The 14103-nt window shown below is 38.8% G+C and carries 12 protein-coding genes; 7 read left to right on the forward strand and 5 right to left on the reverse strand.

Annotated features, from left to right (window positions below; translation table 11 throughout):
• Positions 1 to 293 precede the first annotated feature (293 nt).
• Positions 294 to 1670 carry a hypothetical protein gene (locus HX062_RS00005; RefSeq protein WP_182625975.1) on the forward strand — a complete coding sequence of 459 codons (1377 nt, stop codon included), beginning with the start codon at positions 294 to 296 and terminating at the stop codon, positions 1668 to 1670.
• 46 nt (positions 1671 to 1716) lie between these two features.
• Here the strand turns inward: HX062_RS00005 and HX062_RS00010 are convergent, their stop codons facing one another.
• The 3 genes from HX062_RS00010 to HX062_RS00020 form a co-directional block, all read right to left on the reverse strand.
• Positions 1717 to 2505, reverse strand: coding sequence for a S1/P1 nuclease (locus HX062_RS00010; protein ID WP_182625974.1), 789 nt, complete (start codon positions 2503 to 2505; stop codon positions 1717 to 1719).
• Positions 2506 to 2519: 14 nt separating this feature from the next.
• Positions 2520 to 3029 (reverse strand): acyl-CoA thioesterase, encoded by a 510-nt coding sequence (locus tag HX062_RS00015; protein WP_182625973.1) that lies wholly within the window; start codon positions 3027 to 3029, stop codon positions 2520 to 2522.
• Between the two features lie 80 nt (positions 3030 to 3109).
• Positions 3110 to 4042, reverse strand: a complete 933-nt coding sequence (locus HX062_RS00020) for an HU domain-containing protein (RefSeq protein ID WP_286465739.1) — start codon at positions 4040 to 4042, stop codon at positions 3110 to 3112.
• A 168-nt stretch (positions 4043 to 4210) separates the two neighbouring features.
• Between HX062_RS00020 and HX062_RS00025 the strand changes: the two genes are divergently transcribed.
• Positions 4211 to 5320, forward strand: a complete 1110-nt coding sequence (locus HX062_RS00025) for a DNA-processing protein DprA (RefSeq protein ID WP_286465741.1) — start codon at positions 4211 to 4213, stop codon at positions 5318 to 5320.
• Between the two features lie 41 nt (positions 5321 to 5361).
• On the opposite strand, the gene trpS is transcribed toward HX062_RS00025, so the two are convergent.
• A complete protein-coding gene (gene trpS / locus HX062_RS00030; protein WP_182625971.1) occupies positions 5362 to 6342 on the reverse strand; it encodes a tryptophan--tRNA ligase in 981 nt (326 codons plus the stop codon).
• Between the two features lie 139 nt (positions 6343 to 6481).
• On the opposite strand from trpS, the gene HX062_RS00035 reads away from it, so the two are divergent.
• Positions 6482 to 7264: a lysophospholipid acyltransferase family protein gene (locus HX062_RS00035; protein ID WP_182625970.1), complete on the forward strand. Its 783-nt coding sequence runs from the start codon at positions 6482 to 6484 to the stop codon at positions 7262 to 7264.
• A 414-nt stretch (positions 7265 to 7678) separates the two neighbouring features.
• Here HX062_RS00035 and recA read toward each other — a convergent pair whose 3' ends face one another.
• Entirely contained in the window at positions 7679 to 8686 is a 1008-nt protein-coding gene (gene recA, locus HX062_RS00040) for a recombinase RecA (protein ID WP_182625969.1), read from the reverse strand.
• A 435-nt stretch (positions 8687 to 9121) separates the two neighbouring features.
• Here recA and HX062_RS00045 point away from each other — a divergent pair, with 435 nt between their 5' ends.
• From HX062_RS00045 to HX062_RS00060, 4 genes are all read left to right on the forward strand, one after another.
• Positions 9122 to 11095 carry a KUP/HAK/KT family potassium transporter gene (locus tag HX062_RS00045; protein WP_286465745.1) on the forward strand — a complete coding sequence of 658 codons (1974 nt, stop codon included), beginning with the start codon at positions 9122 to 9124 and terminating at the stop codon, positions 11093 to 11095.
• Positions 11096 to 11260: 165 nt separating this feature from the next.
• The gene (trhO, locus tag HX062_RS00050; RefSeq protein WP_286465746.1) at positions 11261 to 12619 is read left to right on the forward strand and encodes an oxygen-dependent tRNA uridine(34) hydroxylase TrhO; all 1359 of its coding nucleotides are present in this window, start codon (positions 11261 to 11263) and stop codon (positions 12617 to 12619) included.
• An 11-nt stretch (positions 12620 to 12630) separates the two neighbouring features.
• Positions 12631 to 13875 carry a peptidase U32 family protein gene (locus HX062_RS00055; protein WP_182625966.1) on the forward strand — a complete coding sequence of 415 codons (1245 nt, stop codon included), beginning with the start codon at positions 12631 to 12633 and terminating at the stop codon, positions 13873 to 13875.
• Complete coding sequence (locus tag HX062_RS00060) at positions 13872 to 14102, forward strand: ferredoxin (protein ID WP_182625965.1); 231 nt, start codon at positions 13872 to 13874, stop codon at positions 14100 to 14102. The genes HX062_RS00055 and HX062_RS00060 overlap by 4 nt, the downstream gene beginning before the upstream one ends.
• The last annotated feature ends 1 nt before the right edge of the window (position 14103 follow it).

Below are 14103 nucleotides of genomic sequence, written 5' to 3' on the forward strand. Positions count from 1 at the left end.
CGAAGACCACCGTTCAATACGTGTTGTCAAAAGGCATAGAGCCTTATCGCCTAGAATCCCAAGGATATGGCGCTAGTCAGCCGAAAATCGATTGTAAATCAAACTGTTCCGAAGAGGATCACGCGATCAATAGACGCAGTGAATTCGTCATTCTTAAATAGTTAAAGTAGTAAGTTTAGGATATTTTAAGAAGCCCTTACCATATCGGTAAGGGCTTTTTTTGTACCTTAGTTAAACATTTGCTGGCACAATAGTTGATTTACAGCAAATGTTTAACTAAAAAAGTGGATAAAATGAAGTTTTTATATTATATAATCGTCGCTTTGTTTTTTGGTTTTGCTACACAAGTGCAAGCGCAAAGAGCAGTAGTAACAGCCACTAATTACGATATTAGTGATAACTTAGATTTACAGGCAGTTGCTTCTATATTTGGGGATTCAAAAGACTTAGGAGATTTTGAATACCGCCTAAATGACCCTAGTCTACGCATCAATAATTTAGATTTAAATAATGATGGCTATGTAGACTATTTACGCGTTATCGAAATAGCTGAGGGAAATACCCATTTAATCGTGATTCAAGCCGTTTTAGGACGCGATATGTATCAAGATGTGGCAACGATTGAAGTTGAGAAAAATAAGCGCCGTAATCAAGTTTCTGTCCAAATTGTAGGAAATAGTTATCTCTATGGGCCAAACTATATTTATGAACCAGTTTATGTCGTTACCCCACCTGTCTTCAGCTTGTTCTGGGGTGTATCCTATCGCCCGTATTACTCTTCGTGGTATTGGGGCTATTATCCATCCCATTACTCGTATTACTCGCCTTATCCTACGGCAACTTATGTCGTTCACGTACACAATCACATTAACTATAACAATAGATATGTGTACACCAATAATCACTACAGCAGTAATTCAAGATCGATGTATAGCGAGGTAAGAAGAGATTATTACGAGCGCTCAAATCCAAATAACTCGTTTTATGAGCGAAATAATGGCTACTCCAATAGCCGTGATTTAGCTGAAGCAAGATCGTCTTACACTAGAGAAACAAGTAATTATTCCCGTTCGAATACTACTTCAACAACGGGCTCAACACGCGATATCAATCGAGTAGATACGAATAACTATTATTCAAGAAGCTCAAATTCTTCCAGTGGAACAGATGCTTACAAACGAGGAGAAGCCATAAGCGGAACCAATAATAGCTCAACAAATTCAAATTCAGGTTATTATTCGCGTGGTTCAGGTTCGACTACGTCAGAAACAACCAATGCAAATTCAGGGTACTATTCACGTAGTTCGGGATCATCCACTAGCAATTATGGAAATAATTCAGGCAGTAGCAACTCCAATTACTCCCGTAGTTCAGGATCGTCTAATAGTAGTACTTCAGGCAGTAGCAACTCCAATTACTCACGCAGTTCATCGAATTACAATTCAGGAAGCAGTAGCCCAAGCTATTCAAGAAGCTCATCGAGTTATAATTCAAGCAGCAGTAGCCCGAGTTACTCGCGTAGTTCATCGAGTTACAGTTCAGGAAGCAGTAGTCCAAGTTATTCGAGAAGTTCGTCTAGTTCTAGTTCAGGCAGTAGTCCAAGTTACTCTCGCAGTTCATCAAGCTCAAGTAGTAGCGGATCTTCGTCCTCTTATTCAAGAAGTAGATAATCATAACACATAAAAAAAGAGCAAGTGATAAACTTGCTCTTTTTTGTTATTTATAAAGCTCATTCAGCAATTTCGCCAAACGAAGCCCTCCTTTTAATAGCTGTTCCTCTACAGTATCTTTAAAGTCAAAATGATAGCGATAACTTAAATTTTCACTTTCTTCTACACTGTTGTAAATCGCGTTAGCCGAAGTATACGAATCATAGATCCAGTCCTCTAAGCTACCCGAAACTAAAGATTTATTGTGCTCTTTACCGTGAATATCTAGTACAGTAGCATATTCTGTATAGCTGTATTTGTCAAAATCTACTAAGGCAGAATCCCATAAACTGTGTAAGTTCGTCGGCTTTCTAAACCATTCAACTTTAATTCTATTTCCTCCCAAATCCTCTGATCTTCCGATGTGTAATGGTTGATGTGCGTCGCCAATAATGTGGATCAAGAAGTAGAGCTTTTGTTGTTTTTCCTCTAGCGTAAGGCTGTTACTCTTCAATTCTTCCATCAAAACTAAGGCGCGTTTGTACAAGTTTTCGTCAGTAGAATCAGCCAATTCTTGGTCAAAAGCAGCGCGACTTAAATTTCCAGGTAAGTTTAGGTAATGCCAGCTGTCTGCGAATTTCCACGTAGGATCAGACTTAATGAAATCAGGCCAATTTGCCCAATACGCTAGTTGCTGTTTACCGATAATCTTCTGTAATTCTTTTTTAGCTTTTTTGTTTAGGTTTCTCTCTGCTATTTCTGCAATAACGCGATGTCCCGTTGTTCCCCACGCGAAGATCGCCGTAGTTTGCAAGAAGCAAAAAGTAAGGGCTAAACCAAATAAAATTTTTTTCATTGTTTGTTTTTCTATTAATTAAAAAGAGCTTTTAACTCTGTCGCATCGCTCGGTTTCATCTTACCGGCTAGGACTAAGCTCAATTGTTTTCTTCTTAATGCCGCCTCATAACGTTGGTGTTCTAGTTCTGTTTCTGTGATCAATTCAGGAACTGGAACGGGATTACCCATATCATCAACAGCAACAAAGGTGTAAATTGCTTCATTGGCCTTGGTTTTACTTCCCGATTCGCGGTCTTCAATCCAAACATCAATATAGATTTCCATCGATGAAGTAAAGGCTCTTGATATTTTCGCTTCTATGGTCACTACACTTCCTAAGGGAATAGGCTTGTTAAAAGCAACGTGATTCACTGATGCAGTTACGCAAATTCTTCTTGAGTGTCTTCTTGCAGCAATCCCTGCAGCTCTGTCCATACGCGCTAATAATTCCCCTCCAAACATATTGTTTAAAGGATTTGTTTCTCCTGGGAGAACTAAATCGCTCATGATAGTAGCTGATTCAGATACTAATTTTGCCTTCATAAAGAATGTATTTTTGACAAAGATAGCGACAAAGCAAAAAAAAACCGAACGTTTTGCGTTCGGTTACTATATTTAACGTATTATTTAATAAAAATCCATGCGTCTTTATTAGTAGTACGGTGAATTTCTTTCAAAGCTTCTTTGGCCTCTTCATGGGAAGCATAGCTTGCATATAAAACAGGATACATGCCATACTTTGTTCTTCCTAAGAAAGAAGCTTGCTCAAACCCCTTTTTTTTGAGGATGCCCACTTCTATTGCTGCATTTTCTTCACTTCTAAAAGCAGCTGCTACCAAGTGATACGGTGTCTCTAGAACGGTGTTTTCATCTTTTACAGGTAATGCAATAGACTCACTCGTAGGTTCAATGATAAACGTTGCTTGCTGAATCCTATTTTGAACTTGGGTTTGTACGTTGTTCTCAATGAATAGGGTTTGATCGTTGACATAAGCTGTGTAGCCATTTTGTACTAAAACACTGCCAATACCTGCAACAAGAACCAAGACTGAAGCATACTTAAAGAAAGTAGCTGTGCGTCTTGTTCGCACTGGAGTAGAAGCTAGAGCAACAACTTGTGGTGCTGCTTTAGGTGCTCTTTCAACAGTTTGTACACGCACAGAAGACAAACCGAAAGAAGTCGCTAAGTAATTTTGATTCTGAATAGGATCAAATTGTAAACTCTTCTCTTCGTTATAGCTAAATATCCCGATTGATGCTAGGTTTAGCGTTTCAAAAGAGGTTAAAGTACTATTCCAATCAGCGACCATATTCTCAATGCGTACCACTGCTTCCTCGTAAGAAATACCTTCTTGGGTAGCCAAGTGATTGGCTAATAATCCATCATTGTTTACGATATTTCTATTAAAGGAAATTCGCTTTTGGGGCGGAAAAAATTGTTGTTTTTCAGCATCGTAAAAAGACGATTGGATTTCAGTGATAAAAGCACCAAATCCTGGAACAATAACGCAGGGATAGCGATATAATAAGGCTGATATGTATTGAGTCATCTTCATACTACAAAATTAGTCGAAACCAATCGCTTAACAAATAATAAACAAGTTTTTTTTATTAACAATTTGACTAAACGACAAAAGGTTGTTAAGTGTTTGGTATTGAATGGTTAGGTTTTTGCTATTGGAAATACTAAGGTAATAAAATTTAACTAATTAACATAGTTTTTGATGGAGGAGGAAGATTTGTTTTATACGTTAGCGCTAACCAAAGTGATCGGTGTTGGACCAATAATTGGCAAGCGATTGATCGAACACTTTGGTTCAGCCAAAGGCGTATTCCAAGCCACACCTGATGCGTGTCGCTTAAAACGAGTATCGGAGGGATTAATTACAAATTTACAAGAGGTGCAGGTGCTAAGATGGGCCGAGAAAGAGCTCAAGCTCATTCAAAAGCTCGACATCCTGCCGTTATATTATCGAGCACCAACTTATCCCTTTTATTTGAAGCAATGTGATGATGCTCCTCTCTTGCTTTTTTATAAAGGAACAAAGCTTCCTGATTGGACTTCCCGCCCTATACTTAGCGTAGTCGGTACGCGTACACCAACGCCAAGAGGCATGGCTTTTTGTGCCCAAATCATGGAGGTTGTTCAACCGTTCAATCCGATTGTTATCAGTGGATTAGCTTACGGAATTGATGCCTGTGTACACCGAGAGGCCTTGGCGTTTGGATTAGAGACTTTCGGAATTTTAGGGCATGGTCTGCAGCGTATATATCCTGCAATTCACGCCAAATTGGCTAAACAAATGATGAGACAAGGGGGATTGCTAACGGAGTTTCCAATACAAAGTAGAATAGAACGCGAAAACTTTGTTCAACGCAATCGCATTGTTGCTGGAATGAGTCAAGCGACTATTGTGGTAGAAAGTGCACTAAAAGGGGGATCAATGAGTTCGATTGGCTTTGCGAATGAGTATAACCGCGATGCCTTTGCCGTGCCTGGAAGAGTAGATGATCTAATGAGCCAAGGTTGTAACGAATTGATTCGAACCCTCAGGGCCCAACTCCTACAACAGCCTAGCGAAATCATAGACGTATTAAATTGGAATCGAACAGCACCCAAAACTAAGGTTGTGCAACCCCAATTGTTCGTGCACTTGGAAGAAGAAGCACAACGGGTCTTTGATTACCTCTGCGGAGTTGAACGGGAAGTCATTGATTTAATCGCTATAGAATGCAACCTTCCCATCTATAAAGTGAGTACACTCTTGTTACAATTAGAGCTTCAAGGCCTAGTGAAGCCCTTGCCAGGAAAATATTTTGAACGCCTAAATTAAATAAAAAACGGGCACGCTCTATCTGGGTGCCCGCTTGTATTTTACTTTGCGATCGTATAGCCAAGTTTTTCTCGTACTCGTTCTAGTGTAGCATTAGCAACAACCGATGCTTTGGATGCTCCAATGGCTAACAAGCGATCTACTTCTTCTAAATTATTGATGTAGTAGTTGTATTTTTCTCGTATCTCTTGAAATTTCTCAACGATTAACTCGTATAGCTCTTGTTTTGCATGTCCATATCCATAGTTACCTCCTTGGTATTTTGCACGCATTTGCGCATTTTGTTCCGGAGTAGCCAATAGCTTGTAAATCGTATAAACGTTACAAGTGTCTGGATTCTTCGGATCTTCCAAGGGTGTACTATCTGTTTCAATACTCATGACTTGCTTGCGCAACGTCTTATCGCTTTCGAAAATATTGATTATATTATTTCTGGATTTACTCATTTTATTGCCGTCTAATCCAGGTACAATCATTACGTCTTCTGAGATTTTAGCATCAGGTAAAACAAAAGTTTCTCCCATTTGATGATTAAATCGAGAAGCAACATCACGGGTAATTTCCAAGTGCTGTAATTGATCTTTCCCTACGGGAACGAAATTTGCATCATATAATAAAATATCCGCAGCCATAAGCATAGGATAGGTAAATAATCCAGCATTAACATCAGAAAGAACTTCCGCTTTATCTTTAAAAGAGTGAGCTAATGTTAAACGTTGGAAGGGAAAAAAGCAACTTAAGTACCAACTTAACTCAGTCGTTTGCGGTACGTCGGACTGGCGGTAAAAAGTTACATGATTAACATCTAAACCACAAGCAAGCCAAGTAGCCGCAACACTATAGGTGTTTTCCTGTAATGTTTTTGCCTCTTTTATTTGCGTTGCTGAATGTAAATTCGCAATAAATATAAAAGACTCATTCTCTTTGTTATTAGCCATTTCTACTGCTGGTAGAATGGCGCCTAAGAGATTCCCTAAATGTGGAGTTCCTGTACTTTGAACTCCTGTTAGAATTTTAGCCATTGCGTGTTTGTATATATAATAACTACAAAGATAGCGCTTTTGGAGGTATTGTTTTTTCTTTTTTTCTTTTTCCTTGGGTTCACTTACCTTTATTTTTTATTTTTGATGAACTTCATGCAAAAGTTAAATGCATTGTTTAATGAAATACATTCGCATCTTTTTTAGCGTATTATGGCGAGCTTGGTTTTACCTCTGGATGCTGGTTGTAATCCTTTTGTTATCGCCTTTGCTCTTAGCAACGATTTGGTCCGATTCGACCTATCCTACTTTTTTCAAAGTCGCGCGCTTATGGGCTAAGCTTACTTTTTTTGGTATGGGGATGTCTTATCATATTGAGTCTGCTTATGCACTAGAAAAAGGAAAAAGCTATATGTTTGTTGCCAATCACACCTCGATGATGGACATTATGATGATGCTGATTCTAGTTCCAGATAATCCCTTTGTCTTCGTAGGGAAAAAGGAGCTTGCCAAGCTACCTATTTTCGGATTTTTTTATAAGCGAACGTGTATTTTAGTGGATCGCAAAGACTCAAAGAGCCGCTATCAAGTGTTTGAAAGCGCACAAGCCAAATTAAATCAGGGGTTGAGTATTTGTATTTTTCCAGAAGGAGGAGTACCTGATGATCGCACAATTGTATTAGACCATTTTAAGGATGGTGCCTTTCGTTTAGCCATTGACCATCAGATTCCAATAGTTCCCCTGGCCATGGGATATTTGAAGTATTTTTTCCCCTTTCAATGGGGATTGGGCAAGCCTGGAACAGTGCCTGTGGTGATTCAACCACCGATTTCCACTGCGGGTTGTACCCAAGAAAACAAAAAAGTACTCAAGGAAGCAACACATCATAGTATCCTAGAACAATTGCTGACTTGGGAGGAAAAGAGGGCTAGAAAAGATATAAAATCAATAGTGAATCCCTAATTTTTTTACTATATAAACATATTTTGGTATTTTTTTTGTTTAGGAAGAGGGAAATTACTAAACAAAATTTTATGCGATTCAAATCTTTCCTATGTCGTTTACTCCTTCGATGCTTATGGCTTAATGTACCTATATTATTGAGCTGGGGACTTTTTTTTGTGCTGGGCGATAGCATTTGGAGTGCTTATTCTATTGTTTATATGTATTATTTTTTACACGTATACGTAGGTATATATTTGTGTACCCTTTGCTATCATTTGTATAGAAATAAGCTTAGGGCAACGCAATGGACGGACTGGATTAGCTTAGTTGTGCTAGTAGGTGGAGCTTATGTGTACGCTAAGGGTGTTTTGTACCTCTATTAAATAAAAAAAGCCTCAAATGTCTTGAGGCCCTTTTTGATGCAAACACATTTTATTGTGCTTCTCTATTTTTGATTTCTTCTTTAATCTTTTGTTCTAATTCATCCATTAGTTCAGGATTGTCTTTGATTAGCGATTTAACCGCGTCTCTTCCTTGTCCTAATTTGGTGTCTCCATAGCTAAACCAAGAACCGCTTTTCTTTACAATTTCATAGTCTACAGCTAAGTCTAATACTTCTCCAACTTTAGAAATCCCTTCTCCATACATGATGTCAAATTCTGCTGTACGGAAAGGAGGAGCAACTTTATTCTTAACAATTTTTACTTTTGTGCGGTTACCAATTACGTTTTCACCATCCTTAATTTGCGTTGAACGACGAATATCGATACGTACAGAAGCGTAGAATTTCAAGGCATTACCACCAGTTGTTGTTTCAGGGCTTCCGAACATTACACCAATTTTATCTCTCAACTGGTTGATGAAGAATACTGTACAATTGGTTTTACTAATGGTCGAAGTTAATTTTCTCAATGCTTGAGACATTAAACGCGCGTGTAACCCCATTTTAGAATCACCCATATCACCTTCAATTTCTCCTTTTGGCGTTAAAGCCGCAACCGAGTCAATAACTACGATATCAATGGCTCCTGAACGAATTAAGTTTTCCGCAATTTCCAACGCTTGCTCTCCATTATCAGGTTGTGAAATAATCAAATTGTCTATATCAACCCCCAATTTCTGTGCGTAAAAACGGTCGAATGCATGCTCCGCATCAATAAATGCCGCAATTCCTCCTGCTTTTTGCGCTTCCGCAATGGCGTGTAGCGTTAAGGTCGTCTTTCCTGATGATTCAGGACCATATATTTCAATAATTCTTCCTTTCGGATATCCACTTACACCTAAAGCTAAGTCTACACCTAATGAACCTGAAGAAATGACTTCAACTTCTTCCACAGCGGTATCTCCTAATTTCATTACCGTTCCTTTTCCGTAGGTCTTGTCTAATTTATCTAATGTTAGCTGTAAGGCTTTTAATTTAGCTTCTTTATCTGCACTCATTTTTTTGAAGTATTGATTCTTAACTGATGTAAAAATAAGATAAAAATACTATAGATCCGTGTTTGATGTAAAGAATGCTACAAATTGTAGCAAGCTTATTCTTTTCGCTTGCTCAATTTGATTTGCTCGGCTCCACGAAATGCTCAACAACAAGCTGCATCAGCAAGCGTCGCTCTATAAATCCTATGTCTACTAGTTGTAATATAGGTGCAAATTAAAATATTTCTGCTGATAGTATCTCTAATAGAACTTGAGTCAATGTGGGAAAATAGGAATAAAGTCTACTTAAAATTTAAGAATTAATGGTGGAAGTGGGGTTTGGTTGAAAATTTCACATTGCATATGTGTTTTGTATGGTCTTACTTCCTACCTTTGTAACGCAAAGCACAGGAGCATGCAAGCTTTTGTCATTTAGTTACTTAAAAATATTTTGTGATGTCACAGTCGAAAACAACACGTCTTGATCGCGTAACCTTAGGTACTCTATTAGTAACGCTTGGAATTATTTACGGAGATATTGGAACATCGCCACTTTATGTAATGAAGGCGATTATGGGACGTGCAGTAATACGCGAAGAAGTCGTCTTAGGTGCTATTTCTTGTGTGTTTTGGACATTAACCTTACAAACGACGGTCAAATATGTCTTTCTTACCCTAAAAGCGGATAACAATGGAGAAGGGGGTATTTTTTCGCTTTTTACTTTAGTAAAAAAACTCAAAAAGCCTTGGTTAATTGTACCGGCAATTATTGGAGGGAGTGCTTTATTAGCCGATGGGATTATTACACCGCCTATATCCATTTCTTCTGCCGTTGAAGGGCTTAAAATTTACCAACCCAATTTGGCTACTATTCCTATTGTTATCGGTATTCTAATGGGGATTTTCTTTATTCAACAATTCGGTACACGTACCATAGGCAAGTTTTTTGGTCCTATGATGATGATTTGGTTTTTAATGCTTGGTGTGTTGGGATTCAGTCATTTAATTGATAATCTTAGTGTGTTAAAAGCCTTGAATCCGTACTATGCTTTTCACTTGTTAAGCATTCACTCCGAGGGCTACTTGGTTTTGGGATTTGTATTTTTGTGTACCACAGGTGCTGAGGCTTTGTACAGCGACTTGGGGCATTGCGGAATAAAAAATATTCGCATAAGTTGGGCATTTGTCAAGCTGATGTTGGTCTTGAGTTACTTCGGACAAGGCGCTTTGCTAATCGAATATGCTGGAAGTACACTGATGGATTTAAGCCCAAATTCGGATCAACCTGCCAACCCTTTTTATTTGGTGATGCCTGACTGGTTTTTGCCTTTCGGAATTGGGATTGCTACCTTAGCTGCAGTTATCGCTTCTCAAGCCTTGATTAGCGGATCATTTACCCTGATCAACGAAGCTATTCGATTAAATTTATGGCCGAAGATACGCGTGAAATTTCCAACGAATATACGCGGACAACTGTATATCCCTTCTGTAAATTTCTTGCTTTTTATCGGTTGTGTATTTGTCGTGTTACACTTTAAAGAATCGGGTAATATGGAAGCTGCCTATGGTTTGGCTATCACCCTGTGTATGATTATGACAACCATATTACTAGGTTACTTCATGGTATTAAAACGTGTGCCTTTGATTCTGATTATCCTCGTTGAACTTGTTTACCTCACCATCGAAGTGTCGTTTTTTATCTCCAATGTGCAGAAGTTTTCACATGGAGGCTATGTCACTGTGTTTATCGCTGGAATTTTAGCAGCAGTGATGACTGTCAATTACCTTGGCAAAAAGATCAGACGCAATTATACTGATTTAGTGAATATCGTGGATTATCAAGAGATATTAACCGATTTGAGTCAGGACCAATCCATGCCCAAATACGTGACGAATTTAGTGTATTTAACCAATGCCTATAGCCCATCCAAAGTAGAGTATAAAGCCATGTTTTCCATTATTAATCGCCGCCCTAAACGCGCAGATAATTATTGGTTTGTACACGTAAATGTAGTGGATGAACCCTATAAGTTAGAATATAAAGTTGTAAAGTACGGTGCCCATCAAAATATCCTACGCGTGGATTTCTACCTAGGCTTCCGAAATGAACAACGCATCAACGTACTGATGAAACAAGTGGTAACTGAACTCATGCATCAAGGAGAAATCGATATTACAACCCGATACGAATCTCTGCACAAAATTGATGCCATCGGCGATTTTGAGTATATCCTAATCGAAAAAGAATTGTCCTATGACAATGATTTGCCTATGAAAGAGAAAATTATTTTAGACCTCTATGATTTCCTTAAAAAGATCTCCTTATCAGAGGAAAAAGCATTTGGATTAGACAGTAGCGCTGTAAAAGTTGAGCGTTTTCCATTAATTATCAATCCTGTGGAAGACCTGCCTCTGAAGCGTTTAGAATAAAAAGGTATAATTTTTTAAAAGGCTGACATATAGCGAGATATGTCAGCCTTTCGCATTTTACTATTTGATTTTCAAATCAAAAGCGTATCTTTGCACCCTGAAATTCTTCCATTTTAGAATTTCAACTCGTTTTTTATATTATTCTACACTTAAAATTTATATAGCATGCAACTGTATAACACATTAAGCGCAGAAGAAAGAGCAGAACTTATTGAGCAAGCGGGAGAAAATCGCTTGACTTTGTCTTTCTATGCGTATGCCAAAATCGAAAACCCACAACAATTTAGAGATGATTTATTCTTAGCATGGAATGCGTTAGACGCCCTTGGACGTACTTACGTGGCCCATGAAGGAATCAATGCGCAGATGTCGGTGCCAGCCTCGAAGTTCGAAGCCTTTAGAGACACCTTAGAAGCCTATGATTTTATGAAGGGTATTCGCCTGAATGTTGCCGTGGAACAAGATGACCTGTCGTTTTTAAAACTAACAGTAAAAGTCAGAAATAAAATTGTAGCAGACGGATTAAACGATGCTACCTTTGACGTAACAAATAAGGGTATCCACTTAAAGGCTAATGAATTTAACCAGCTGTTGGAAGACCCAAATACGATTGTTGTAGACTTCCGCAATCACTATGAAAGTGAAGTAGGACATTTCGTTGGAGCAATTACTCCAGATGTAGATACCTTCCGCGAGTCTTTGCCGATTATCAAAGACCAATTGGAAGAGATTAAAGAGGATAAAAACCTTTTGATGTACTGTACTGGTGGGATTCGTTGTGAAAAAGCATCGGCTTACTTCAAGCACCACGGATTCAAAAATGTGTATCAGCTAGAAGGGGGAATCATTGAATATACTCGACAAGTGAAAGCCGAAGGATTAGAGAGTAAATTCATCGGAAAGAACTTTGTATTCGATCATCGTTTAGGTGAGCGTATTACCGATGATGTGATCGCCAATTGCCACCAATGTGGGAAGCCTTGTGATGTTCACGTGAACTGCGCCAATGAAGCCTGTCATCTGTTGTTTATTCAATGTGATGCGTGTGCTGAGGCTATGCACGGTTGTTGTTCGAACGAATGTTTAGAAGTGATTCAATTGCCGATTGAAGAGCAAAAGGCGTTGAGAAAAGGCGTTCAAAAAGGGAATTTAATTTTCAAAAAAGGACGTTCAGAGGCTTTAAAGTTCAAGAAAGATGTGGAAGCGACAGCTGAAATTCAACCAGTAAAAGTAAGCACAGTGACTCAAATTCGCAAAAAACAAGTAGAGCGCAAGCAACTTGTGGGAACGGTTCAACACTATTTTACGAAAGCAGGGGTGGGTCAGTTTGAGATGGAAAAATCGGTACAATTGGGCGATAAACTTGCTATTGTAGGGCCAACAACAGGAGATGAACGTTTGGTTTTAGAAAAAATGTTGGTGAATGGACAAGAGGTTACTGTGGCAAATGTAGGTGATCGCATGACAATGGAATTAAACTTCCGCGTGCGCAAGAATGACCAATTATTTAAAATACTTGATTAAATAGATAAGCTATGACAGTTTCAGGAAGAGTTGAATTAATGGCTCCCGCTGGAAACTTCGAGTCCTTGCAAGCTGCAATTGACAACGGAGCCGATTCAGTGTACTTTGGAGTAGATCAATTGAATATGCGCGCGCGTTCAACGGTGAATTTTTCAGTCGACGATTTGCCCGAAATAGCCAGACGTTGCCAAGAAAAGAAGGTACGCACCTATTTGACGTTGAATACGATTATTTACGATCACGATTTGTCGGTTGTAAAAACATTGCTCAACAAGGCAAAAGAGGCGGGGTTAACTGCCGTTATTGCCTCTGATCAAGCGGTTATTGCCTCGGCAAGAGCCATTGGTCTTGAAGTGCATATCTCTACTCAATTGAACGTGACCAATATTGAAACTGTTAAGTTTTACAGCTTGTTTGCCGATACCATTGTCTTATCGCGCGAATTGAGCTTGCGTCAAGTAAAAAAAATCACAGAAGCCATTGAGCGAGAACAGGTCAAAGGACCTGCAGGAAACTTGGTGGAGATTGAAATTTTTGGACATGGTGCTTTGTGTATGGCGGTATCAGGTAAGTGTTACCTAAGCTTACACTCCCATAATTCATCAGCCAATCGAGGTGCATGCAAACAAAATTGCCGCAAAAAATACACCGTAATCGATCAAGAAAGCGGATTTGAAATCGAGCTTGACAATGAATATATGATGTCTCCTAAAGATTTGTGTACCATTGATTTCTTGGATCAAGTGATTGATGCAGGGGCAAAGGTATTGAAAATCGAAGGAAGAGGAAGAGCCCCTGAGTATGTGGCTACAGTGATTCGCACCTATAGAGAAGCTATTGATGCCATTGCTGAAGGTACCTATAACAAGGAAAAAGTAAGCGAATGGATGGCCGCCTTAGAAACGGTGTATAACCGTGGCTTTTGGAGTGGGTATTACCTCGGACAAAAATTAGGCGAGTGGAGTGATAACCCAGGGAGTAATGCTACCCAGAAAAAAGTATATGTCGGTAAAGCAGCACACTATTTTCAAAAAGCGTCAATAGGTGAATTCAAAATTGAAGCTTATGACATTAAAGTAGGTGATCGAATTTTAATTACCGGTCCAAGTACAGGAGCACAAGAATTAACCGTTGAAGAATTGTTTGTCAACGAACAACCAGCTGAAAAGGCAACCAAAGGAGACGATTGCACTTTAAAATTGCCCTTCCGCGTGCGCTTGTCTGATAAAATGTACAAAATAGTAACCAACGAATGATTGTAGTTACCTTACAACGCGATAAGTGTATTGGATGCAATTACTGTGTTGAAGTTGCGCCCCAACAGTTTCAGATGTCAAAAAAAGACGGCAAAACCGTTTTATTAAAGGCAGTGAATAATAAAGGGTTTCATACGCTTAAGTCGCCAGATTATACGATATTAGAGGCTTGTGAACAAGCCGAAAAAATATGTCCCGTACATATTATTACAGTTAAAGAAGTCTGAG

The organism is Myroides sp. DF42-4-2, from assembly GCF_030326445.1.
Classification (GTDB): Bacteria; Bacteroidota; Bacteroidia; order Flavobacteriales; family Flavobacteriaceae; genus Flavobacterium.

Excerpts from the sequence above, each read along its gene's own strand:
- HX062_RS00005 (WP_182625975.1), top strand. The coding sequence starts at position 294 with ATGAAGTTTTTATATTATATAATCGTCGCTTTGTTTTTTGGTTTTGCT.
- HX062_RS00010 (WP_182625974.1), bottom strand. The coding sequence starts at position 2,505 with ATGAAAAAAATTTTATTTGGTTTAGCCCTTACTTTTTGCTTCTTGCAA.
- HX062_RS00015 (WP_182625973.1), bottom strand. The coding sequence starts at position 3,029 with ATGAAGGCAAAATTAGTATCTGAATCAGCTACTATCATGAGCGATTTA.
- HX062_RS00020 (WP_286465739.1), bottom strand. The coding sequence starts at position 4,042 with ATGAAGATGACTCAATACATATCAGCCTTATTATATCGCTATCCCTGC.
- HX062_RS00025 (WP_286465741.1), top strand. The coding sequence starts at position 4,211 with ATGGAGGAGGAAGATTTGTTTTATACGTTAGCGCTAACCAAAGTGATC.
- trpS (WP_182625971.1), bottom strand. The coding sequence starts at position 6,342 with ATGGCTAAAATTCTAACAGGAGTTCAAAGTACAGGAACTCCACATTTA.
- HX062_RS00035 (WP_182625970.1), top strand. The coding sequence starts at position 6,482 with ATGAAATACATTCGCATCTTTTTTAGCGTATTATGGCGAGCTTGGTTT.
- recA (WP_182625969.1), bottom strand. The coding sequence starts at position 8,686 with ATGAGTGCAGATAAAGAAGCTAAATTAAAAGCCTTACAGCTAACATTA.
- HX062_RS00045 (WP_286465745.1), top strand. The coding sequence starts at position 9,122 with ATGTCACAGTCGAAAACAACACGTCTTGATCGCGTAACCTTAGGTACT.
- trhO (WP_286465746.1), top strand. The coding sequence starts at position 11,261 with ATGCAACTGTATAACACATTAAGCGCAGAAGAAAGAGCAGAACTTATT.
- HX062_RS00055 (WP_182625966.1), top strand. The coding sequence starts at position 12,631 with ATGACAGTTTCAGGAAGAGTTGAATTAATGGCTCCCGCTGGAAACTTC.
- HX062_RS00060 (WP_182625965.1), top strand. The coding sequence starts at position 13,872 with ATGATTGTAGTTACCTTACAACGCGATAAGTGTATTGGATGCAATTAC.